We start from the raw sequence: 23,775 nt of genomic DNA, 5'->3' as shown, positions 1-23,775 counted from the left end.
TGACCCTCCTTTTGCTAATTATAAGAAGCCATTCTCTTTAAGGAATCGCTCTGATACTCCTTCTTTAGGCGAAGCGGCTTCCTGCTGCCTATTCATGAAGGAATATAGATATTTGGCAAGCATATCGAACTCGAGGTTAACAATGTCTCCCGCTGCTTTGAAGCCGAGTACCGTTTCACTTGCTGTGTGGGGAATGATTGAGACAGTAACAGTATTGTCTTCATTACCGAAAACAGTCAGGGAAATCCCATCCACGGCAATTGATCCTTTCATGATAAGCAAATGGCTTAATGCAGGCGGCACAGAAATTTGTATATAAATGGCATTTTCACTTGCTGATTTTTTTATGATCTGACCTGTTCCATCAACATGCCCTGTCACAAAATGCCCTCCAAAGCGGCCATTTGCCGACATCGCCCTCTCCAGATTAACTTTTGTTCGTTCTTTAATGGCAGAAAGCGAAGTACTTTTGAATGTTTCAGGCATGACATCTGCTGAAAATTCATTTTTCGCAAATTCCGTAACTGTAAGGCATACGCCATTAACCGAAATGCTGTCCCCCAGTTGAACATCTGATAAAACTTTGGAGGCCTGAATCGTCAGTTTCATGGCCTTGCCTTGCTGAACTACTTTTTTTACTGTTCCCAGTTCCTCAATAATTCCAGTAAACATTATTCCCTGGCCTCCCTCAGCGGTTTTGCGGTAATTCTAAGGTCTCCGCCAATCCTTTGAATTTCTGTGAATTCCAGTAAAGGGGCGTCTTTTACATAGTCGGCACCATCCCCGCCAATAAATGGAATCGCCTTATTGCCACCAATAATTTTAGGAGCCACATAAAGGATTATCTGCTGAAAGAAACCGCTTTTTATAAATGAAGCATGAACCTCTGATCCGCCTTCAACAAATAAAGACATAATATTTCTTTCACCTAAATTTTTCAATACTTCTTTAATCGGCACCTCATTAGCAGGAAAAGAAAAAACTTCAGCATCATACTTCTTTATCTCTTCTGCCTTTGACCGATCTATTTCGCAACCGGTAAAAATTATGGTCTTTACAGATTGATCTCGGATGACATTTGCGTCTGCCGGAATTCTCAGATTTGTATCTAATACAACTCGAATGGGATTTTTTCCGCCTTGGGGCAGTCTGGCGGTTAAAAGGGGATTATCGTGAATGATCGTATTTACGCCTGTAAGTATTGCGTCATGTTCATGCCGTAGCCGATGTACATCCTGCCTGGATTCTGGAGAGGTAATCCATTTGCTGTCACCGGTTTTTGCAGCTGTTTTCCCATCAAATGATGAGGCTGCTTTAATGGTTACATATGGTGTCTTTGTTTTTATTAAATGGAAAAATGGTTCGTTTAGGGCATCTGCTTCCTCCTTCAATAAGCCGGTCACTACTTCAATCCCGGCATCCTGCATCCTTTCAATTCCTTTGCCGGAAACAAGAGGATTTGGATCGGCAGAAGCAATAAAAACCCTATTAATTCCTGAATTAATGATTAAGTCTGCGCATGGCGGAGTCCTGCCAAAATGGCTGCATGGCTCAAGCGTGACATAAATATCAGCGCCCTTAGCCTTATCGCCAGCTGCAGCAATCGCATGGACTTCAGCATGGTGAGTTCCTGCTTTCAGGTGAGCACCCATCCCCAGAATTTCACCATTTTTAACAACAACCGCACCCACCTGCGGGTTAGGACTGGTTTGGCCTTTAGTGGCCGCTGCCAGGCTGATGGCTAACTTCATATATTCCTGATGGTTCAAATTATCTGATTCCTCCTTCCCTTACAATTTCTCCAGATTAAGTTTGAAACGGCAAAACCCCGTACACCAGCTAGGCGAAACGGGGCAAAATCACATGACAAAATAAGCGTTTAAAAAAGGTTTTTTTGAACGCAGTACTATAATCATTCCTTCTCCCATCCAGACTTTCACTGTCGGCTTTGGAGTTTCACCAAATCCACCGCTTTTATTAGAAAAGCATCTCTACTAATAAAACCGGGTCACGGACTAAGAGGGCGTACCCTCATCACCGCCGGTTGGGAATTTCACCCTGCCCCGAAGGAAATCCTATTCTATTATAAGAATCTTACCATGAATAGTCGGAATATACAAAGAGAATTGCTTGTGAAAGAATTGAAACTTTTGCTTTAAACAGCCGTATAGTTAATTATATAAGAAGGAGAGGACTTTAAATATGATTGAACCAAGAGAACATCTAATAAATGAATTAAAAAAATGTGAAGAATGGGAAAAAGACCAAGGTGATTTATGGTTTTGGGAGAAGCTGGGAAGACTCCCTTTTAAGCTTATTGATAGATTCACACCGGAGTTCATACAAAAAAAAGTTGGAGTGATTCTTGATGAGCTTGGCACATATATTCAATCAGGAGGAAGATATTTAAGTTCAGCTTCGGCCTTAAAGAATTATTATCCTGAACAAAATATTCATACCTTACAGGATGTAGAAGCCCTGCCCATATCAAAGATGAATGAAGCCGCCGAAAAGCTAAGCTCAAACCGCAAAAGAACCGCTGCATTGCAAGGTGCGAGTACTGGGGTGGGAGGGATTTTCACCCTGACGATTGATATCCCGCTTCTCCTTGGCATTCAGCTAAAAACCCTGCAGGATATCGCGATTTGCTATGGCTTTGATCCAGCTGATAAGAATGAAAGAATGTTCATCGTAAAAATTCTGCAATTTGTTTCCAGTGACATTGTAGGAAAAAAAGCCATTCTGCAGCAGCTTTCCATGTTTGGTTCTAAAGAAGACGGACAAAAAAGGGAAGTCGTTTCAGAGCTTCAGGGATGGAGAGAAGTTGTGTTTTCTTACAGAGATCAAATTGGCTGGAAAAAACTTTTCCAATTGATCCCGATAGCCGGACTGCTGTTTGGGGCTTTCATAAATCGCTCAGCCGTAAATGATATTGCCGAAGCAGGCAGTATGCTATACCGAAAAAGAGTAATCATTAATCGTCTGCACCAGAATATGATTACAGAAATAAAACCGGAGAGCTAAAATGGCTCTCCGGTTTTATTTAAGGAAGCTTTTTAATCTCCTTCTCCATATACTCTTCATTTAAAGCTCCCAAAACTTTCTCTCTAATAACACCATCAGAATCAATAAAATAGCTTGTGGGATAAGCCATTATATTATAGTCAGAGCCCGCCTCTCCTTTTACATCCATAGGAATTGTAAAAGTCAGCCCCAGCTCTTTTACGAATTTCTCTGCGTCACCGCTATTTTTTTCTGTGTTTGTGAGATTAACGGCAAGAATATCGAAATTTTCATCTTTATACTTGTTATACAGCTTCTCCATATGCGGCATTTCCGCACGGCAAGGAGGACACCAGCTTGCCCAGAAATTCAAAAGCACTGCCTTGCCCCTGTAGTCGGAGAGTTTTACTGGGCTTCCTTCCATATCTGTCAGTTCAAAATCCGGAGCAAGATTTCCTTTCTCCAGACCAACAGGCAAATCTTCAGGATCATCCATTTTATCGTATTTCTGCATTTGTCCGGCTTGCTCTACTACCCCTTTTTCCTTAAGAATTGTTTTGTCGACAATAAACAGCAAAAGGACAATAACTGCTGCTGCGAGTAGAAACTTTTTCATTCCAACACCTCTATACTGTTATCCCTATATTTTAGCTGAACTTATCATACTATATGGGGAATATAGAATCTATAAATGTGCACTCTGTTTTAGTGATTGCGGTAAAGAAAAAGTGTCGCAAAAATGGCATAAATTCTAAGCTTTTCTTTTGCTGTCAGACTCTCATCAAAGGAAAGTACAGGTGTATTGGGGTCCCTAAACTGCTGCCCCCATTCAAGCGGCATCCATCCTTTGCGAAGACGTGCAATCCTTTTTGATTTCTCATCAAGAACTTGAAAATCCGTATGGAAAAAGGTTTTAGCAATCGAATATCGATCACAGCCATTCTCATATACCAGTTTGGATCCATCTTTTTTATTAATTATTGTTTCTTTGCAGGAGTCTTTCGCAAACGAAATATCTATGCCCTTTTTAGCGATTAGGATTGATGCCTCCAGATTATCGTAATGATCATAGATTTCCAGCCTTCTTGGAAAAAGCCGGTCCAAATAATAAGGCAAGAACCATCGAAACTTCCACATTTTCATATCCCTGATTTCACCAACCTGCCTTCCTTCCGGATCAAAAAGCACCATTCTAAGGGAAGGAGCAGGCATAAAAGCGATCATCAAATTTGACTGGCATAGCAAGGCTTGTCTGCTTTTCTTGGAATTTCTCTCCACAATCTCGTCCGCCCTTTGCTTATTCAGCAAGTGAATTTGATGGCACAGAAAACTATAAATGATGAAAGGGATTAGAAAAAGGATTAAATTAGTCCGTGGAGATTCATTTATTAAAACCAATAGAAAGAAAAATGGAGGTACAAGTGCGGCAAGGCTTGCATTTATTGAGATGTCAGCTGTTTTCCGGTAATATTGCTGGATATTCATCAGTATGTCTCCCCCGCTATATGTATTTCTCTATATTCTATTAAATAGTTCCAAAAAAAATGAATTTTTGGCAGGATTTTATAAAGGTACATATTACAGCATCTGCAGGTAGTCTGTTTGAGTTTTTTGTTAACATCTTTATTCGCTGATTTTCCTTCAAATAAAAAAGCTGACGGACACTTTCCGCCAGCTCGTTTGATGGAATTATTTTAAAGCATTAACTGCATTAATTAGCCCATGGCCAGATTGTTCGTCGTATCCAGGCTTAAAGATATCTTCTGATGAAGATTGAATGATCTGCTTTACTTGTGCAGGAGAGATTTGGTCTTTCCCATGTTTCGCGATGATAACACCAGCCAGTGCCGCAACTTTCGGAGCAGCCATAGAAGTCCCGCCTTTATACCCATACCCGCCGCCTGGGATTGTTGCTAATGCTAAATAAGTATTGTCTCTGCCAGCTCCAGTATTTGGATCATAGTTTGGTCCCAAGTCTCCGCCAGGTGCCATGACATCAATTTTGCCGACACCGTAATTGGAATAGAAAGCAAGATTCTTTAAAGCGCCTCCCGCAGATACACGAATCATCAATTGACTGCTGGGGCTTCTGTGTGTTGCACCGTTATCAGAACCTGACAGCTGTCCCGGGCTCTTTAAATCAACAGCGTTATTGCCTGCTGAACCAACTACAGTAACACCTTTTTGAATCGCATATTTGATGGCTCTGTTAAACATTTGCACGTCCGCTACGGTTTCCTTCGTTGTATATTCGGGATTCTGGAACCAGTCATAGCCGCCAAGAGACATGTTGACAACATCCACATTGTCATCCGCAGCTGTTATTAAAGCTTCGGCGATATGGGAAGTCGCTGCGCCGCCTTCAGGACCGAATACACGGTATGCTGCTACCTTCAAGTCAGGTCCGACACCCATTGTTCTTCCTTTCGCTGCAATGGATCCTGCAACATGGGTTCCATGGCTGTTTTCATCCATTGGATCTGGGTAGCCAGGAACAAAGGATTTGCCATATGCGTAATTCTCTTTTAAATCAGGATGATTATAGTCAATACCTGTGTCAATTACACCAACAACGATATCTTTACCGTCAGCTGTCTTTCCAGTCCCTCCTGGAAGATTCCATGACGCACCATCATTCGTTACTTGTTTGATATCCCATTGCAGACTGTTATATAAATCAGCATTATCTAATGGAAGATCTGCATCTGCTGCAGGAGCTTCGGGATAAATAACATTTTCAGCGCCAGCAGACAATACCAGGGAAGACTTCCGGATTTCATTAAGAAAATTAGGATTTTCTGATGAAACCTCAACAGCTCCTAATTTGTCAAGCTTATTCTCTACTTGTCCTCCAGATTTTCTCACTAATTCTGTATAGCCTGCAGGAAGCTTTGCTTCATCTTTGAAAACGACTAAATAACTCTTTTCAGCCGTTTGGGCTTGTCCAATGCTGACAGAACCCGCAAAAACCGCTGAGGCACTTAATGCCAAACTTAATGTACCCGTTACGATGCCCTTCTTGATATTCATTTTTTATTGAGACCCCCTTATATTTTCTAATTTTCATTATATTCAAAATAAAGATATCGACAATCTTTGTATTTCGACATACTTCTTCGTCATTTTGCAGAAAACAATACTTAAAACCCATTTTTCTTACATAAATACCATTTTTTTAAGTTTTTCTGGGTCTATTAGCTTGATCCTTAATGAAAAACTTTGTTTGTTCCTCGACAGCACTGTCGAAAAGACAAGACTATTTCCTTAATAAAAAACCGCATCTTATTAGATACGGCTTGGCTAAAATTGATTGATCCTCTTAAAGGATTTTCTTGCATCTTCATATCCTTGCAGATATAACTTTTCCAGTTTTTGAGGATTCCGTTCCATCCGCCCCACTGTTAATGTCTCCTGCGGCTGGATGACAAGAACTGTTCCATTCTTCTCTTCCTGTTCAATATATCGGAGGGTCTCATTATAGGTCCGGCAGCGTTCCGCCAATGCTTTATGAAGCCCAGTGTATTGCGGATATTTCCTTTTGACCATAAAAGTAAATTTAGATGGCTTCTTGGAATATCCCCTGTTTCTTGTCAAGATTACTATATTTTTTTTGAATCCATCTTGCTGGGCTTTTTTAATCGGTATAGGGTCGCTGATTCCTCCATCAAGGAGGACCAGACTATTAAAATCTACCTCCGGAGCAATAAAAGGCAAGGAACTGGATGCTTTTAAAACCTTAAGCATATCTTTGCCGTAATCTTTTTTACTGAAATACACCGGTTTACCTGTATGGCAATCTGTTGTTCCAATGACAAATTCAGACTCATTTTTATAAAACTCATCATAGTGATATGGGACAAGTTTATTCGGTATTTCATCAAAAATAAAATCCATCCCGAAAAACTGACGGGATTTAAAGTAATTCCGCCATGAGATATATCGGGGATCTGTAACATAATCCACATTCACGATTCTATTCCTGCCCTTTTGCTTGGACAAGTATGAAGCTGCATTGCAAGCCCCTGCAGAAACTCCAATTACATAAGGAAAGCAGAGGTCCTGTTCAAGAAAATATTCGAGAACCCCCGCTGTGTATACTCCCCGCATTCCTCCGCCTTCAAGCACCAGACCTGCTTCACTGATCACCCTTCATCTTCCTCTCATTCTTTTAAAGCTATACTACCAAAATATTTACCTCCCTATATACAAATATGCCCAAAAAGAAAGAACATGCCATGATTCAGGCAAGTTCCCTTCTTTTAAAAATAGCAATTGATGCAAGCATGGAAAGAATAATTGTAAACACAGATACAATGATACTCGGCAATACTTCATCCGGGAAATTCCGGCCCATAATAAAAGCATTTGTATAAGCAGACAGAAGGGCCGGACTCCACTCCAGCAGATGAGAAAGCGAACTGCTTAAAAGGCTTAATATGACTATGATGCCAATACTGATAAATCCGATCGCACCAGGAGATTTTATAAAAGTATTGAACAGTATTACTACAGTTACTATAAGGGTAAGCCAGATACCATAGACAAAGAAAGATTGGAGAAAATTCGAAAAAGGAATAAATTCAAACAATATGCCTACATAGTACCAGGAGAGGAAGTAACCTAAAAAATATGAGAACCATATGAGAATCATAGAACCAGCCCACTTTGAAGTTACAAACCGGGCGTATGAAACAGGCTTCACCAGTATAAGCCCCGCCACACCGCTTTTCCTTTCCCCAGCAATAGTCCCCATTGTAATTAATACTATAATAAGCACACCAAACGTATTGAACTGGCTAAGACTTGCAGCGAGTGCTTCACCTGCAGAAGGAACTGGAAGCTCGATGACTGCCCCTTCCGGAAGACCGCCTAAAGAATCAATAATCTGAGGCATATAATATAATGTCAGCGGCTCTTTTACAGCTATCAGAATAAAAGTAAGAGGCACCCAGATCCATTTGTAATTTCTGGACATTTCAAGTATTTCTTTTTTAAATAAAGTTAACCATTGGTTCATTTTCGCACCACCTTCATGAAGACATCCTCCAGGCTTGTTTTGCTGATTTCAAACTTAACCAGCGGCAAGTTCCGTTTCATAATCTCAGTTAAAAATAGTTTTCTGGCATATTCTATATCCTCAACCAAAAAACTCGCACACTCTCCATCCAATTTCATTGAAGAAACAGGCTGAAGCAGAGATAATTCTTCGGCAAATTGCGGAGTATTCTGCTTAAAAGCTAAGTCAATCTTTGCCTGCTGATGTTTAGCTCTCAGGTCTGCCATTGTTCCAGACTCAACCAGTTCACCATTATGGAGAAATAGTATTTCATCACATATTTCTTCGGCATCATTTAAGATATGTGTTGAAAACAGGATGGCAGTTTCTTTTTTCAGCTTATCCATCATTTCCAGCACTTCTCTGCGTCCAAAGGGATCAAGGGCAGAAACTGGTTCATCTAGCATGACGAGCTTCGGACGATGGATTATAGCCTGAGCGATGCCAAGCCGCTGCTTCATGCCTCCTGAATATTTTCCTATACGGCGATTCTTTGCATCAGCTATGCCTGTAAGTTCAAGAAGCTCCTCTGCTCTGTCTTTGGCCGCTGCTTTCGATAGTCCAGTAAGCTGGCCGGCATATTCAAGAAATTCCTTACCTGTCATCCATTCATAAAAAACGGGAAATTGAGGAAGATAGCCTATTAGTTTTCGGAAATCCGTTAATTCTCCCCCTTCAAACACGATCGAGCCGGAATCTGGCTTCATCAGGCCGGCCAGCATTTTGAGTGTGGTTGTTTTTCCTGCCCCGTTTGCTCCCAGAAGGGCAATACATTTTCCTTCAGACAATTGGAAGTCCAAACCTTTTATTACTTCCTGGTCCTGGAACTGCTTTTTAAGGTTCCTTATGCTTACAACCGGCATTTTCAGCTTCTCCTTCCGAAAACAAAATAAATAATTGGCCCAAGCAGGTTTATAAATAAAATGACAAGAGCCCATACCCATTTTGGCCCATTTGGTTTTTCTATTTTTACCAGGTCAATAATTGCAGCGGTCATTAAAATAAGCTGAATAATGATAATTGGTGCAAGGATTGCCCAGTTAATGCTTTCTAAAAACTCCATTATGATGTCCTCCCTTATTTGTTATGTCATTCATATGACGTGCAAGTTCATAAAACGTTCAGTATGAATTCAATTGTTTTTAAACAAAAAAAACACCCCAATAATGGAGCGCTTCAAAGTTTAATAGAATAAAGAAGGGGTTAATCCGTTACTTTTTCATAAACAGACATCATATTGCGGATTTCGTTTGTTACTTGATCAATGAGCGAGGACGGCGAGAGTACCTTCGCCTGGTTACCCCAGTTAAGGAGCCATTTGACAAGACCATCACTCACAATAGCTTTTGCTGTTAAAACGAAATGGTTTTCATCAAGCTTTCTAATGTCTGCATCCCGCCCGAATTTATCAATTATTACGTTGATCAGATCGTTATGGAACCGGATTTTTATCCACTCTTCAGAGCCGGCATACATATGAAAGGTTGAGCTCACATACCTGGATACATCAAAGGGTTTATATGCGAACTGTTCCTCCGTTATATTTACATTGCGCAGACGGTCAATTCGATAATGGCGGATTTCTTCTTTAGCAAAGTAATAGGCTATTAAATAATAAAAATCATTTACCCAGGTGAGCGCCAGCGGCTTGACCCTGTATTGCCCTCCATTGTGGCTTAAAACAAATTCCTTGTTGAGATTATATCTCCCATATTGAAATGAGACGATTCTCCGCTCAGAAATGGCTTCATGCAAATCATTGATAGCCAGCCGAACCAGTTTACTTTCACTTTTTACAGAGGAATCGATCAAAATTTCATTATGCAGCTTTTTGGCATGATGAATGCTTGTCAGCTTTTTAATTTTCCGGATCAGCTGTTTCGTCTCCTCTTTCGTGATGAAGCGTGCAGAAGCAACAGCATCAATCAGCATACGCAATTCATAAAGCTCGAATAGACGGTATTGATGGCTGTAGAACTTCGGCATCCCCTCTTTTTCCTGGTTGATGGTAATATCGAATTTTGCTTCAATCAGGTGTTCAATATCGTCCCTTAGTGAGTTTTTGTTTAATTTCACATCCGGTCCATATTCCTTTTTAAAGCATTCAGTTATATCGTCCAGTGTATATTCATTTTCTTCATCTGTCTGCTCTCTTAGAATATCCCTAAGCTTGAGCATCCTTTGTTTGTTATCAAGTCTATTCATTACATCACCCCGTGTACTTTATAACTAAAAGCTCTGCAGAATTAATTATCCATTAAAAAAAGCCCAGTGGCAACGGCCCTGGACTCTGTTTAATTACTTTAAAATCCTGAAAACTAAAGGTATTCTGTACTCCTTGCCCTCATAAGCTTTGACTGCAGCTACTATCGTGAAAATAAAAGCAAGGATTCCCACGATCCAAATAGTAATCATCCCAATTAAGATGATCATTAGCACTACGCTGATCGCACTGTAAATTGTATAGGAAATTAAAAAGTTTAAATATTCCTTGCCATGATAATCTACAAACTCAGAGTCATTCTTTTTTAAAAGCCAAATGATAAGCGGTCCGATAAAAGCTGTAAAAAAGCTGGTTACATAGATGGCTGCTGCTAAAAGCCTTTCATCATTGGAAGGCATTTTATAATCATTCATTCTGTTTCCTCCTAATAATCCTCAATATATTATGCTTTCTTCTATATTATTTACGTTATTCATTTTTAAAGGTTTCATGTATTTTTTAATTTTTGCGCCCTTCCCCAAAATCCGTAAAACCTTAATTTCAAGTTCTTGATTGGGACAACTTGAATACAAATGTTAAAGACAGGCATTGCGCCATGACTTTGCCTAATTCTCATACCTGCTTAGGAAGGTGATATATAGATGATGTCAAAGCTGGAGGCATTCATTCTGGGGATCATCCAGGGACTTACCGAGTTCCTGCCTATATCCAGTACAGGACATTTATATCTGGGGAGACATCTATTTGGGCTTGATGAAGCAGGCCTCTTCCTTGATACAATGCTGCATATAGGAACTTTACTGGCAGTCCTTGTCGTTTACAAAAATGAATTGCTTCAAATTGTAAAGAAGCCATTCGGCAAGCTGTCGATGCTTCTGATAGTCGGGACGATTCCAGCCGTAATCGTTGGGCTCCTGCTGAGTGACATGTTTGATTCAATTTCAAAATCCGGTGTTACAATCGGCTGGGAATTTCTATTTACCGGGTTCATACTCTGGATTGCTGATGGTGTTAAGAAAGGTGCAAAAAAGATGGACCGCATCACATACGGAGATGCTCTGTTTATCGGCACTTTTCAGGCAGCTGCCATCTTTCCGGCAGTCTCCAGGTCCGGTTTAACTATTGCAGCAGGCCTGTTCCGAAAACTCGACAGGGAAACAGCTGCTTATTTTTCCTTTCTGCTATCCATTCCGGCCATCGCAGGCGGCATTGTCATGCAATTTGGAGAATTGATGTCCGGTCACACAGAAGCCATAACCCTTGGCAGTATGTTAATGGCAACTTTGTCATCAGCACTCTTTGGCTATGCAGCAGTCGTTTGGATGATAAATTTCCTAAAACGAAAATCCTTGAAGATATTTGCTGTATACGTTTGGTTATTAGGGTTCACCATTATATTCCTGCAAATGACCGGGATTTTTTAAATTTCTAATGGGGAGGTATCAGTATGGAAGAGATCATTGCCCGCATTTTTGAAATACTTTCCCAGCTGGGTTATGCCGGCATTGCACTTGGTTTAATGGTTGAGGTGATACCAAGCGAAATTGTCCTGAGCTATGGCGGCTTCTTAGTCAGCACCGGTGACATCCATTTTATAGGAGCCCTCCTTGCAGGGATTGCAGGCGGAACATTTGCCCAGCTGTTTCTTTACTGGCTTGGCGCGTATGGCGGAAGGCCTGTACTTGATAAATATGGAAAATATTTGCTGATTCAAAGAAAACATTTGGATGCATCGGAGAAATGGTTCGAAAAGTATGGAACAGGAGTAATCTTCACTGCAAGATTTATACCTGTAATACGGCACGCCATATCCATCCCTGCAGGAATAGCCAAAATGCCATTATCGGTCTTTACTGTTTACACCATAGCTGCCATGGTGCCATGGACGGTCCTCTTTTTATTATTGGGAATGGAACTTGGTGACCACTGGAGAGACATCAAAGAATATGCAAAACCATTTATATTGCCGATAATAGTCATCGCGTTGGGTTCGGGAGTGTATTATTTTTTTTACAAAACGCGGAAAAGTTAATATAACCTAAATTAGCTTATTACTCAAAAGTGTAGAATGATCATTTTACACTTTTTTTATTTGTTCAAACAGAAAATGTTCACCCTTTCTTATCATTTTTGTAAAATAAAGCAAATACTACAGGATCAAAGGACGAGATCATGTGATGAAAATTTTATTAAAAAATGCAATCATTTACCCTGTTACTTCCCCTACTTTCCATGGAGATGTAATAGTAGAAAACGGAAAGATTTTAAAGACCGGCAAGAACTTAAAGTCTGATTCAAATGTAAAAATTATTGACTGCCATAGCCACCACCTGCTTCCAGGCTTCATTGATGTTCATACTCACTTGGGTCTTTATGATGAAGGCACCGGATGGGCAGGCAATGATGCCAACGAAACAATTGAACCGCTGAGCCCGCACATTCGAGCGATGGATGGAGTATATCCTCTTGATCCCGCTTTTACCGATGCTGTGAAATATGGCATAACAACTGCCCATATCATGCCAGGCAGCGCCAACGTAATTGGGGGAACTACTTCTGTTATTAAGACTGCAGGAAAAAATATCAGCAAAATGATTATCCAGGAAACAGCCGGACTTAAGATTGCCCTTGGAGAAAATCCAAAACGGATTCACAGTCATGGCAACAAGGATTCTATTACAAGAATGGGGATCATGGGAATGCTGAGGGAAGCCTTTTATGAAGCTATACAGTGCGATACCCCTGACTCTTTAAGGTTTGCACCGCTTGTAAAAGCACTTAAAAGAGAAATTCCCGTCAGGATTCACGCGCATAGGGCAGATGATATTATTTCTGCCATCCGCTTTGCAGAAGAATTCAATCTGGATCTTCGGATCGAACATTGTACAGAAGGCCATTTAATTGCGGAAGAATTGGAAGGGCTGAACTTAAAGGTATCAGTCGGGCCCACTTTAACAAGAAGATCCAAAGTGGAGCTGAAAAACAAAACCTGGAAAACGTATCAGCAGCTGACAGAGCATGGTGTTGAAGTTTCCATCACTACAGATCATCCCTACACACCTGTGCAGTATTTAAATATGTGTGCAGCTATTGCAGTCCGGGAGGGCCTTTCCGAACAAAAGGCCTTAGAAGGAATCACCATTCTGCCTGCAAAAAACCTCAGGATCGATAATCAGCTTGGGAGCATCGAGGAAGGAAAAGATGCCGATTTAGTATTGTGGAATCATCACCCATTTCACTTTCTTTCCAAGCCGAAATGGACTATGATAGGCGGAAATTTTGTGTATAGGGAATCGTGAAACCGTGTCGAATATCGCTGGTGTAATTTGACATAAAATCGCAAAAAAAATAATCAAAAAACCTATTTCCTTTTTGATTTTTTTTTAGTATTATACCTAAAGTGAAGTGAAAATTTTGCTTCTTAATGATTACAATCTAATATCGGAAACGATAGTAATAGGGAAGGCAAATGGTGCGCCACCAGTTATCTGGTTCTAGTGGGTTCGATTCCCACCCCGAAATTTTTTAGCAGCATAATAAAAAATTTCGAGGGTGGACCGAAGGCTCTATTTGGCATGGAGTAGGACTGCCCTCAATTGGAGGGATATCCTATGCTCAAGAAACGTGATCTTCACGACTGCCATGCTTTATTTGATTTGATGACGCACCCTGATGTCTTCCCTTTTGTTCGCCAAAAAGCCAATTGTTATGATGAGTTTATGTTTATTACAAAGCAGACAATCGAAGCAGAAGAACGCGGTGAATTGATTTCACGCACAATTCTTGATGAATGGGGCGCTCCGATTGGGACGATCAATTTGTATGACATCCAGGAAAATGCCGGCTTCTTAGGCACATGGCTTGGCAAGCCCTATCATGGCAAGGGCTATAACAAATTAGCGAAAGATGCTTTCTTTGAAGAGCTCTTTTTTGAAACTGGCATTGAAACAATCTTTATGCGGATCCGCAAGGAAAATATCCGCTCGCAAAAAGCTGCAGAAAAGCTTCCTTATGTCATCCTTGCAAATGAAACGAGAAAGTCTGTTTATGATCAGCTGAATGCAAATGGAAATATTTACAATTTATATGAGATCCCGAAAGATCTATATACTCTTCATGTAATGCGTCATGGAGCAGCAGTCCAAGAATCGTCCCAATTACTGGAGGCTTAATAAAAACGCAAAGCACTTGCATAGAGGCAAGTGCTTTTTATTATTCTTTCAATTGATAATATTGGATTCCGGTTCATCTGTTTTTTCTCTAATTCCGTACTGGGACAGCAATTCATCCAGCTCTTCATTTGTAAGTGTTTCAAAACGCCCGTCCACAAATGAAACTTGAGTCTGATTTGGATTAATCCTATTAATATTGAAGCTCATCTTTCTGCCTCCTTCAAGTCGAGTTTTGGAAATGGCTGCTTTTAATATTTATATTCGCCGATGGAAGGATTTTTATTCTCGTTATTCAAAAGTTCACATAATTGAAACATTTTGTTTTCTTGATTTGTTCAGATCTCTTTAACTGTTTTTCCAGGTAAAAAAGGCCTGAGTTGCTCCGGCCTTTCTTTAGAGTATGATATAATTCTCTAGTCACTTTAAAGAAAGAGGAAAGATTTATGAATCAGACATACAGCAAAAAACAAAAGCTGCATCAGCTGCTGGTGATTTTAATTCCAATATTAGTAACACAGCTGGCGATGTACTCCATGACATTTATTGATACTTTAATGACCGGCCGCTATAATTCACAGGACCTGGCAGGTGTAGCGATTGGATCCTCACTTTGGGTTCCTGTGTTCACCGGTCTCAGCGGCATACTCCTTGCTGTTACACCGATCGTGTCCCATTTGGTGGGAGCAAAGAAACAGAGTGAGGATGTTGCTTTTTCTGTCATTCAAGGTGTTTATCTATCCATCATTATGGCCGTCCTTGTATTTGCCGGAGGAGCACTCTCCTTAAATCCAATCTTAAGTGGAATGAATCTCGAAAACAGGGTCCAGGACACAGCTTTCAACTACCTTGCAGCCTTAAGCACAGGATTGATTCCCCTGTTTGTCTATAATGTATTAAGATCGTTTATTGACGCTCTTGGAAAGACTAGGGTGAGTATGATCATTACTCTTCTTTCACTGCCAATCAATGCTGTGTTTAACTATATGCTTATATTTGGAAAATGGGGATTTCCGGAACTCGGAGGAGCAGGTGCAGGTTATGCTTCTTCTATTACTTACTGGCTGATCATGCTCATTTCCTTTTTTATTATTCATAAAAACTCTCCATTCTCAAATTATGGTATTTTTAGGAATTTACATGCTTTTTCAATCGGCAAATGGAGAGAAATTCTTATGATTGGCATCCCGATTGGCTTATCGATTTTTTTCGAAACAAGCATTTTCTCAGCAGTTACTTTATTAATGAGCACATTCGAAACTGCCGTTATCGCAGCTCATCAGATTGCCCTCAATTTTGCATCGCTTCTTTATATGATACCGCTCAGCATCTCAATGGCATTAACAATAGTTGTAGGATTTGAAGCGGGGGCTGCAAGATATAGGGACGCTAAAGAGTACAGCTGGATCGGGGTGGGCATTGCCGTAATTATGGCATTAATTTGTGCAGCTATCCTTTTGGCTTTCTCAAAAGAAGTTGCATCTATTTATACAAAAGACGGTGATGTTTTAAAATTAACGGTCAATTTTTTAATTTATGCCATGTTCTTTCAGCTTTCAGATGCCATTCAGGCTCCTGTCCAGGGAGCGCTGCGGGGATATAAGGATGTGAATGTCACCTTCATTATGTCACTTATTTCTTATTGGGTCATCGGGCTGCCCTTTGGCTATTATCTAGCCATTAACACGAACTGGGGGGCATATGGCTATTGGATCGGCTTAATTACAGGACTTGCAGCTGGCGCCATTACCTTAACAAGCCGGCTGATTTATCTGCAAAACAAAAAGTACCCAGCATCCATGGAAGTATAAAAAAAGGCAGAAGAATCCAGTTCTTCTGCCTTTTTTATAAATTTACACCTGATAAATTTTCCCCAGGACGTCTTTGCCCCCTGTAACCGGGATAATGCTGCCTGTAATAAAATCGGATTTCTCATCGGTCAGAAAGCTGATTACACGGGCAATATCCTCACCTGTTCCCGGTCTTCCCACTGGTGATGCATTTTCCTGAACCTCAGCAGCTTCTTCGATATTTTTTTCCTTCCATTCACCGGTTATATCCCCCGGACAAACCATATTTGCAGTAATTCCATTCCCGGCCTCTTCAATTGCGATGGATTTCGTCAAAGATGCTGCACCCGTTTTTGCAGCGGCAAAAGCGGAACGGTATATCCAGCCGGAAGCTGATTCAACACGATCAAAGCCAATCGTAATAATCCTTCCCCATTCATTTTCCCGCATTTTCGGGATAAACAGCTTGGATAAATAAAATACCGCATTTAAATTACCATTAATCAGATAATTCCATTGTTCGAAGGTATAATCCAGCATCTCTTTTCTTTCATGTACATAAGGGCCGGCATTATGAATGACTATATCGATGACTGGGAATTCATTCAAAGCAGCTTCTGACATCTTTACACAATCCGCCGGTATAGAAATATCTCCCTGCAGTGCAATATTTTTAGTTCCATGCATTTTGGTCAGTTCCCCGCATAATGAGACAGCTTCCTTTTGACTGTTACGGTAATTGATCACCAGATCGATGCCTTTAGCGGCAAGCACATGCGCCGTTCTTTTTCCGATCCCTGTTGCTCCTCCCGTGATTAAAGCTGCTTTATTTCTCACAAAATTACCCCTCAGTATTTAATAAATTTTATATACATCAATACCAATATACTAGTAATTACAGTGTATTAATGCAAATAATAAGAAGTTTTTTTCACCTTCTTCAACTGGGCTGTGCAAAACTTAAAGATCCATTATTAACGGATAGGCGTCTATCCGCATAGAATATATGGCATAGTGATGAAGCATTAGCCTTGCCGGCAGTTTAGCATGGAAAGGATGAGAAGGATGTTTCCATGGAACCTTTTCCCATTTAATAAAGACATGAAAAACCCTCCCCATCAAATGAAACCGGAGGATATTGATAAATATGTTCGAAATATCATGGGGCAAATGTTTCCTCAAAATATGCAGGGAATGGCCGGAACATCAGATTTTATAAAAGGCTTTAATACAGCAGCCCCCGGAGCTAATCACCAGCCATATCCTGCACCACTGAATGCATCCGTCTTTGAAACACATGATTATGTATTTGTGAGATTCCCCGTCAAAAACGAGGACTGGTTAAAAGAAATGAAACTTTACCACACATCCAACCAAATGATTATTGAACATATTCCTGAGAAAGACGATAAGCATATCATAACCCTCCCTGCTATTGTCAGGAAAAAAGGGTCAGCAGCCAGCTGCAAAGAGGGGTATATGGAGATAAAAATACCTAAAAACGTCGATATGCAATATTCAGAAATTGAAGTAACCGAAATATTATAAAGGGGGCATCTTTATGGAGCTGGATAAATGGAAAGATTTAATAAAAATGTCCGTCCAATATCAGAACCAGGATTTCTGGGGAACCTTTGTATCCCCTGAAAATTCCAGCCACAATAAAAAACATTCCTTTTCAGGACTGGAGCAGGAAAAAATCAATCGCTTTTTATCGAATCAGAATATTTATCCGCGATGTGACATGTATGAGTACAATGGGAATATCAAAATTGAAGCTGAGCTCCCCGGTGTATGCAAAAATGACATTAAAGTATCTCTCGTACAAAATGAACTAATTATTAAAGGAAAATGTTCATCATTTCATCAGCACTTGCGCTATTTTCTGAAAGAAAGACATAGCAGATCTTTTGAAAAAGTGCTGACCCTCCCTATGCCTGTTGATAAATATTCGATAGAATCGTCATTCGAAAATGGAATACTTTCCATTTCTCTTCCCATCTTATTCGAAGAGAAAGAAATAATACCCATTTTTGTAAAGAGTGAAGAAAAGCTTTAATCCAGCAGTTTATCATAACAATAAAAAGGGTTGTCCCTATCCATATAGATTGTACCTGTATTGACATATCCGTTTTTTTCAAATAATCTTTGAGCCTTTTTATTCAGAGAGTATGTATCTGTTCTCATATACAGAATCCCTTTGCTGACTGCATGTTCTTCAGCAAATATAATTAACTTGCTCGCAATTCCCTCGCCTCTGATCTCAGGATCTACTGCCAGACGGTGAAATACAAAACATGGCTCATCCTTTCTCCACGAGGCATTTATATATTCCTTTGCCTGGGTTTGATCGACAGTAATGGAACCTGCAACTTTTCCATCATATATGGCCGTATACAAATTGCCTGCTTCAACATCAGCTAAAAAATCCTGATCCTGGGGATAAGTCCGGTTCCATTGGTCATTCCCCTCGGATTCCATAATGTTAACAGTCTGCTGGACGATATCCATAATTTTTTTCAAATCGTCTCTTGTTCCTTTTCTAATATCCATTGAAATCACCTGTTGATTCTGATTTTAGTGTCTTTTACTAATGTTCCTATGAATGATTGAATACATACATAGAGGCGAAGCAGATACTATATTGAATCGCAAGGAAAAAAACGGAATTCAGATGACAATGCAAAAACAAATAAAAAGACAGCCTAAAGAGGCTGCCTTTCACTCAATCACATATTATTTTCCAATGAACATTTGAGTCCAGTAGTTACCGTCAGCAACATGGCCAACACCAAGGTGCGTGAAGTTTGCATTCATGATGTTTTTACGGTGGCCTTCACTATTCATCCAAGCTTGTACAACTTCTTCAGGAGACTGCTGGCCCATAGCAATGTTTTCGCCTGCTGAAGTGTATGAGATGCCGAATTGCTTCATCATATCAAATGGTGAACCGTAAGTTGGGCTGTTATGGTCAAAATATCCTTTAGACTGCATATCACGTGATTTTTCACGAGCAACTTTGCTTAATTCAACATCCAATTTAAGTGCAGGCACTCCTGCTTTTGCACGTTCCTGGTTAGTTAATTCAAGTACTTTCTTCTCGTAAGCACTTACTTCAGAAGTTGCAGGTGCTGCTTCTTTTGTCTGTTCAGCAGGTGCTTGCTGCTGTGCTGGAGCTTTTGCTGGAGCTTTTGCTGTTTCTTGTGCTTTTGCAGGCTGTGCTGCTGGAGCTGCTGGAGCTGCCGGCTTCTGAGCATCCTGTTTATTTACTTGAACATTTCCCCAATTAATATTGTAGTTTTTAAGGTATTTTTGAAGAATGTTATTAATCTGCTCCTGGCTTAGGTTGCCAGATTGAGAGATTTGAATTTTTTTAGCTTGCTCAGGAGTAGGACAATTTGAAGCTGCGTCCGCTTGGTTAGCTCCTGGTGCTGATACTAGTAATGCTGCTGCCGCTGCTACTGAGTAAATAACTTTCTTATTCATATATATAAATCCTCCCTGTGTTTGTTTTTTCTTTGGTGTGTGGTGCTGTGTGACTTGCACAATCATCATAACACAGGGTTTTTCGTAATATTTTTGGACAGATTTTACAAATACCTGATTTCAGCTCACCTAAGAGACTTTGAAACTAGTAAAAATAGAGTTACAACTTTTCATAAATCCTTATATTAAAAGGTTTAGGGTTATTCATAAATGGGTATTCAAATGTCTGGATTTTTTTCTCTTTAGTGGAAGCCGCTCTGAACAAATGCCATTTATATACTAAAACATCGCTATTGACAGGTTTTTAGTCTGATACTATTCTTTACTTTTATTACACCAGTGTAACAATTGTTGTAGGTATATGTACCCGAATTTGGGTATTTATACCCTTAAAGGAAAAGTTTTTGGAGAATTTCACAGATCCAAAACAAAAAGCAGCCATTGCTGCTTTTTACTGGCTGCCATAACCACTCTCATCCTTAGTTTCCATTTCCGGGCTGCCTGATTCTTCTTCAGGTTTACTCGGCTGGCCAATAACAAATTCTTTTTTAGGCATATTATGCATCCTTCGAGCCGTTACATGTGAATATATATAGTAGGTTCCTTCTTCCTCAAAGCTTTTCTCCAGACGATAAATCCCGTTTTCCGCATGTTCAACTAGAATTTTTTCATGTTCTTCAGCATTCGCTCTCCAGATTTCAAACTTTACTTCATCAGCATCTGTAACCTCTTCTTCCCCATATGTAACTTTTGCTTCAAAAACTACCGGCTCATTTGCTTTTGCTTTTTCAGGATTAATGGATAAATCGACTTCCAGGAATTGCGGTTCTTCCTCAGCTGCATTATTATTGCTGCAGGCTGTCAGGCTTACCATGATCATTACTGGGAGCCAAATATTTAATAGCTTCTTCATCATAATCTCCTTTATCTTACCTTATTTCGAACAGCGGCAGCACGATTCTAACCGTCGTCCCCTTATTTAATTCACTTAAAACAGTCAGCTCACCTTGATGGAGCTTGACTAGCTTTTCTGCAATCGCAAGACCAAGGCCTGTGCCGCCATCTGATCTCGTTCTGCCTTTATTCACTCTATAAAACCTTTGTTTAATTTTGCTTAAATGTTCTTCAGAAATCCCTATCCCTGTATCCTCTATTTCAATCACGCATTTATCTTTCTCTTGAGATAAACGGATCATGATTCTGCCTTCGGCTGTATACCGAATTGAATTGTCCATAATATTTTGGATAACCTGCTCAATCCTGCCTTCATCCCCATTGACGATTACTTCAGGATCCAGGCGGTATTGTAAATCCAAATTTTTTTCACGGAGGATAGGCTTGTATTTTTCAATAGCATCCTCTATAAGCTGTCCCAGCGGCAGCGGCATTTTTTCAAGTTTATATTCGTCGGATTCAAGTTTAGATAAATCAAGCAGGTCTCCCACCAAACGTTCCATCCTTTTTGACTCTCTAAGTATCAGCTGCAAATATTTTTGCCTGTCCTCCTCAGATTCTGCCATCTCGGAAATGAGTGCTTCACTGTAGCCCTTTACATAGCTAATGGGGGTTCTTAACTCATGCGATACGTTTGCCAGAAAATCCTTTTTCTTTTCGTCTTCTTTTTGTATGGATGAAGACATATGGTTAAAAGCATTTGCCAGCTGGCCTATTTCGTCCTTGGAATCAATGTTTAAAGTAATATCATAGTGTCCCTTTGATACATGGTCTGCTGCAGCCTTCATATCCATTAGAGGCTTTGTCAGTTTTTTAACCAGGATGGTACCTAAAATGATGCTGATAACCGTAAAAACCATTGCGGCTGCAAACCAAAGATACGTAAAATCCTGGGTAATCTCTGAAATTTTTACAAGAGGAACATATAAATATATTATGCCCTGCAGCCGATTATCATCGAGAAGCGGAATAATGACACCCATAATCTTTCGGTCGAACCTTTTTTCATAGCCCAATTTTTCAACTGCATTGCCTTTAAGCAGCTCTTCACGTTCTTCTTCACCTATTAGTGTCTGATAGTCAATTTCAAAAGGCAGACAGGCGCTAAGCTCTCTGGGATTACTGACAATAAAAACCTCTGTTTCTGATTTTGAATTATACCAATCGATTTTTCCCCTGAGATCCTCTGTCAATGGACCCCCCTCGTACTCTGACGAAAGGCTCCTCCCTTCAGTCAGCAGGGATTCCCTTACATTTTCCACATAAATTTTTTCATAAAATAAATAAGATAAAAAATAGGAGTATAAGATTGTAATGATAATCGCGGCTGTCACTGTCAGCCACATTTTTTTGGCCAGGCTATTGGTCAGGAATTTCATTCACCTGGCACCTCGAATTTATAGCCTACTCCCCAGACTGTTTGGATATAGTCCCCGACCCCCAGCTTCATTCTCAGCGTTTTAATATGAGTATCCACAGTTCTTAAACTTCCTGTATAATCAATGCCCCATATATATTCAAGCAGCTGCTCCCTGCTTAATGCCTGGCTTTTATGTTCGATAAAAAATAGAAGCAATTCATATTCTTTAAGAGTAAGCGTGACCTGCTTCCCCGCAACTGAGACTTTCCTTGCTTTTTTGTCAATTGTGATCTTTCCAATTTGAATAGAATCCATGTCATTTTTTAATCCGCCTGTTCTTCGGAGGACAGCATTCATTCTGGCAATAAGTTCTCCAGGACTGAAAGGTTTGACAATGTAGTCATCCCCTCCTATCTGCAGAGCTTTCACTTTATCCCATTCCTCTCCCTTGGCAGAGAGAAATATAATTGGCACATTTGATTTTTCCCTGATTCGAGAACATACTTCAAATCCATCTTCACCAGGCATCATTATATCCAGAATCACTAAGTCCATCACATTATTTTCCAGTATGCCATATGCTTCAAAGCCGCTTTCTGCTGAAAAGCATGTAAATCCTGAATTCCCCAAGTACATTTCAATCAAATGCCTCATATCTGCTTCATCATCTATAATCAGGATATTCAGCATGTTATTTCACACTCTCCCTAATGACTATTTTAAAAGGGCCCTCTCCAACCTTAATATTTTTAAGGGTTTTTAAATTTTTTGGCTCTAGTATATGTAAATCATTGCTGTCATAACCGGCGACCAAAAGTATATCTTTTGCAAAAGCCATTTCAAAGGGATTTGCTGCAACCGAGACAGAGGCAGCTTCTTCCCCTGATTCATTAATTTTATATAACATATTTGATCCATGGCTTAAGACATATACATGATTTTCTTGTCCAAGAAAATTAATCGGCATCGAAGCAGCTGAAATTTTCTTTTTTAACTCCCCGGTTTCAGTGTCATACACATGGATATTTTGTTCAATCTCAACTCCTTCTCCATGACCGCCAATCCAGATTTCACCGCTTTTCTCATTAAGCCAGGCACCGGCTGCTGAAGGATGGATTGTAAATTCCCCGCTTTTTGCTTTTGATTCAAGATTGATAATTCCCAGTTTTTCATGATTGAAGCTTAGGACAAACAACTTATTCTCTTCAACAGATTCGAGGAGGGTAAGCGGATCTTTTTCCGTCTCGACCTGTTTTTCCTCCTCTCCATTTACATTAAAGAACCTAATTTTATTTAAGTTTTGATCGGCAAAAGCTATTTCATTAGTATTAAGCAGGATGCCATTGACGATACCTTCTCCTGTCTCCCAGCTATCAATCAGTTTTCCTTCCTTTAAGGAATATTGATCAGCCGTTTCAAGCTGTTTTCCATAAAGAAGAATGGAATCATTGTCCGGGAGAATCAGTGCCCCTGTATAAGGTTTCTCCATGATCCACTCTTCCGCCAGCTCCTTTTTATCCAAGTCCACAAAAGATAAGGTCATATCCTTTATATTCACTGTAGCAGCAAAAGTTATATCTTCAGGAATTGCAGGCTGTCTCTTTTCTGAGCAGGAAGTAAGGAAGGCGGCTAATATCAATAATAGGAAAAACCAATAAATTTTATTTGACATACCATTTCTCCTTATGACTATCTTACCTTCATCTTACCTTAAGAATGTGAGATAAATGTGA

General features: G+C 40.0%; 27 protein-coding genes and 1 riboswitch. Of the genes, 8 read left to right on the top strand and 19 right to left on the bottom strand.

What is annotated here, in order from left to right:
* Nucleotides 1–18 precede the first annotated feature (18 nt).
* Both ribE and ribD read right to left on the bottom strand, forming a co-directional pair.
* Nucleotides 19–672: a riboflavin synthase gene (gene ribE, locus QUF73_26140; protein MDM5229600.1), complete on the bottom strand. Its 654-nt coding sequence runs from the start codon at nt 670–672 to the stop codon at nt 19–21.
* The gene (gene ribD / locus QUF73_26135) at nt 672–1,769 is read right to left on the bottom strand and encodes a bifunctional diaminohydroxyphosphoribosylaminopyrimidine deaminase/5-amino-6-(5-phosphoribosylamino)uracil reductase RibD (GenBank protein ID MDM5229599.1); all 1,098 of its coding nucleotides are present in this window, start codon (nt 1,767–1,769) and stop codon (nt 672–674) included. Before ribD ends, ribE begins: the two co-directional genes overlap by 1 nt.
* 143 nt (nt 1,770–1,912) lie before the next feature.
* A riboswitch (FMN riboswitch) is annotated at nt 1,913–2,075 on the bottom strand.
* A 127-nt stretch (nt 2,076–2,202) separates the two neighbouring features.
* On the opposite strand from ribD, the gene QUF73_26130 reads away from it, so the two are divergent.
* Nucleotides 2,203–3,024, top strand: coding sequence for an EcsC family protein (locus QUF73_26130; protein ID MDM5229598.1), 822 nt, complete (start codon nt 2,203–2,205; stop codon nt 3,022–3,024).
* 19 nt (nt 3,025–3,043) lie between these two features.
* Here QUF73_26130 and QUF73_26125 read toward each other — a convergent pair whose 3' ends face one another.
* From QUF73_26125 to QUF73_26085, 9 genes are all read right to left on the bottom strand, one after another.
* Entirely contained in the window at nt 3,044–3,619 is a 576-nt protein-coding gene (locus QUF73_26125; GenBank protein MDM5229597.1) for a TlpA disulfide reductase family protein, read from the bottom strand.
* A gap of 89 nt (nt 3,620–3,708) precedes the next feature.
* The gene (locus QUF73_26120; GenBank protein MDM5229596.1) at nt 3,709–4,488 is read right to left on the bottom strand and encodes a hypothetical protein; all 780 of its coding nucleotides are present in this window, start codon (nt 4,486–4,488) and stop codon (nt 3,709–3,711) included.
* A 204-nt stretch (nt 4,489–4,692) separates the two neighbouring features.
* Nucleotides 4,693–6,033 (bottom strand): S8 family serine peptidase, encoded by a 1,341-nt coding sequence (locus tag QUF73_26115; protein ID MDM5229595.1) that lies wholly within the window; start codon nt 6,031–6,033, stop codon nt 4,693–4,695.
* A gap of 270 nt (nt 6,034–6,303) precedes the next feature.
* Nucleotides 6,304–7,149 (bottom strand): patatin family protein, encoded by an 846-nt coding sequence (locus tag QUF73_26110; GenBank protein MDM5229594.1) that lies wholly within the window; start codon nt 7,147–7,149, stop codon nt 6,304–6,306.
* A gap of 94 nt (nt 7,150–7,243) precedes the next feature.
* Entirely contained in the window at nt 7,244–8,020 is a 777-nt protein-coding gene (locus tag QUF73_26105; protein MDM5229593.1) for an ABC transporter permease, read from the bottom strand.
* Nucleotides 8,017–8,922: an ABC transporter ATP-binding protein gene (locus QUF73_26100; GenBank protein MDM5229592.1), complete on the bottom strand. Its 906-nt coding sequence runs from the start codon at nt 8,920–8,922 to the stop codon at nt 8,017–8,019. The genes QUF73_26105 and QUF73_26100 overlap by 4 nt, the downstream gene beginning before the upstream one ends.
* A gap of 2 nt (nt 8,923–8,924) precedes the next feature.
* Nucleotides 8,925–9,122: a PLD nuclease N-terminal domain-containing protein gene (locus QUF73_26095; GenBank protein ID MDM5229591.1), complete on the bottom strand. Its 198-nt coding sequence runs from the start codon at nt 9,120–9,122 to the stop codon at nt 8,925–8,927.
* Between the two features lie 140 nt (nt 9,123–9,262).
* Nucleotides 9,263–10,264 (bottom strand): WYL domain-containing protein, encoded by a 1,002-nt coding sequence (locus QUF73_26090; protein ID MDM5229590.1) that lies wholly within the window; start codon nt 10,262–10,264, stop codon nt 9,263–9,265.
* Nucleotides 10,265–10,357: 93 nt separating this feature from the next.
* Nucleotides 10,358–10,696, bottom strand: a complete 339-nt coding sequence (locus tag QUF73_26085; GenBank protein ID MDM5229589.1) for a DUF4870 domain-containing protein — start codon at nt 10,694–10,696, stop codon at nt 10,358–10,360.
* Between the two features lie 231 nt (nt 10,697–10,927).
* On the opposite strand from QUF73_26085, the gene QUF73_26080 reads away from it, so the two are divergent.
* The 4 genes from QUF73_26080 to QUF73_26065 all read left to right on the top strand — a co-directional run bounded on the left by QUF73_26080 (nt 10,928) and on the right by QUF73_26065 (nt 14,455).
* Entirely contained in the window at nt 10,928–11,707 is a 780-nt protein-coding gene (locus QUF73_26080; GenBank protein ID MDM5229588.1) for an undecaprenyl-diphosphate phosphatase, read from the top strand.
* A gap of 23 nt (nt 11,708–11,730) precedes the next feature.
* Entirely contained in the window at nt 11,731–12,315 is a 585-nt protein-coding gene (locus QUF73_26075) for a DedA family protein (protein MDM5229587.1), read from the top strand.
* Between the two features lie 142 nt (nt 12,316–12,457).
* Nucleotides 12,458–13,582, top strand: a complete 1,125-nt coding sequence (locus tag QUF73_26070; GenBank protein ID MDM5229586.1) for an amidohydrolase — start codon at nt 12,458–12,460, stop codon at nt 13,580–13,582.
* A 312-nt stretch (nt 13,583–13,894) separates the two neighbouring features.
* Complete coding sequence (locus QUF73_26065) at nt 13,895–14,455, top strand: GNAT family N-acetyltransferase (protein ID MDM5229585.1); 561 nt, start codon at nt 13,895–13,897, stop codon at nt 14,453–14,455.
* 48 nt (nt 14,456–14,503) lie between these two features.
* Here QUF73_26065 and QUF73_26060 read toward each other — a convergent pair whose 3' ends face one another.
* Nucleotides 14,504–14,662, bottom strand: coding sequence for a hypothetical protein (locus QUF73_26060; GenBank protein MDM5229584.1), 159 nt, complete (start codon nt 14,660–14,662; stop codon nt 14,504–14,506).
* A 236-nt stretch (nt 14,663–14,898) separates the two neighbouring features.
* On the opposite strand from QUF73_26060, the gene QUF73_26055 reads away from it, so the two are divergent.
* Entirely contained in the window at nt 14,899–16,263 is a 1,365-nt protein-coding gene (locus QUF73_26055; GenBank protein ID MDM5229583.1) for an MATE family efflux transporter, read from the top strand.
* A 42-nt stretch (nt 16,264–16,305) separates the two neighbouring features.
* On the opposite strand, the gene QUF73_26050 is transcribed toward QUF73_26055, so the two are convergent.
* Nucleotides 16,306–17,079 (bottom strand): SDR family oxidoreductase, encoded by a 774-nt coding sequence (locus QUF73_26050; protein MDM5229582.1) that lies wholly within the window; start codon nt 17,077–17,079, stop codon nt 16,306–16,308.
* A gap of 228 nt (nt 17,080–17,307) precedes the next feature.
* Between QUF73_26050 and QUF73_26045 the strand changes: the two genes are divergently transcribed.
* Entirely contained in the window at nt 17,308–17,790 is a 483-nt protein-coding gene (locus QUF73_26045) for an Hsp20/alpha crystallin family protein (GenBank protein MDM5229581.1), read from the top strand.
* A gap of 13 nt (nt 17,791–17,803) precedes the next feature.
* The gene (locus QUF73_26040; GenBank protein ID MDM5229580.1) at nt 17,804–18,301 is read left to right on the top strand and encodes an Hsp20/alpha crystallin family protein; all 498 of its coding nucleotides are present in this window, start codon (nt 17,804–17,806) and stop codon (nt 18,299–18,301) included.
* On the opposite strand, the gene QUF73_26035 is transcribed toward QUF73_26040, so the two are convergent.
* From QUF73_26035 to QUF73_26010, 6 genes are all read right to left on the bottom strand, one after another.
* Complete coding sequence (locus QUF73_26035) at nt 18,298–18,795, bottom strand: GNAT family N-acetyltransferase (GenBank protein MDM5229579.1); 498 nt, start codon at nt 18,793–18,795, stop codon at nt 18,298–18,300. The two genes, QUF73_26040 and QUF73_26035, sit on opposite strands and share 4 nt — an antisense overlap.
* Before the next feature lie 183 nt (nt 18,796–18,978).
* The gene (locus QUF73_26030; protein ID MDM5229578.1) at nt 18,979–19,728 is read right to left on the bottom strand and encodes a CAP domain-containing protein; all 750 of its coding nucleotides are present in this window, start codon (nt 19,726–19,728) and stop codon (nt 18,979–18,981) included.
* A gap of 451 nt (nt 19,729–20,179) precedes the next feature.
* Nucleotides 20,180–20,641, bottom strand: coding sequence for a FixH family protein (locus QUF73_26025; protein MDM5229577.1), 462 nt, complete (start codon nt 20,639–20,641; stop codon nt 20,180–20,182).
* Between the two features lie 16 nt (nt 20,642–20,657).
* On the bottom strand, nt 20,658–22,061 hold the full coding sequence (locus QUF73_26020) for a HAMP domain-containing sensor histidine kinase (protein MDM5229576.1): 1,404 nt from the start codon (nt 22,059–22,061) through the stop codon (nt 20,658–20,660).
* Nucleotides 22,058–22,732 carry a response regulator transcription factor gene (locus QUF73_26015; protein MDM5229575.1) on the bottom strand — a complete coding sequence of 225 codons (675 nt, stop codon included), beginning with the start codon at nt 22,730–22,732 and terminating at the stop codon, nt 22,058–22,060. The genes QUF73_26020 and QUF73_26015 overlap by 4 nt, the downstream gene beginning before the upstream one ends.
* Before the next feature lies 1 nt (nt 22,733).
* The gene (locus QUF73_26010) at nt 22,734–23,714 is read right to left on the bottom strand and encodes a WD40 repeat domain-containing protein (protein ID MDM5229574.1); all 981 of its coding nucleotides are present in this window, start codon (nt 23,712–23,714) and stop codon (nt 22,734–22,736) included.
* Nucleotides 23,715–23,775 lie beyond the last annotated feature (61 nt).

The sequence above is a fragment of the Cytobacillus sp. NJ13 genome (assembly GCA_030348385.1).
Lineage (GTDB): Bacteria > Bacillota > Bacilli > Bacillales > Cytobacillaceae > Cytobacillus.
Note: the sequence above shows the minus strand (reverse complement) of the source record. Positions and strands in the feature narration are given on the sequence as shown.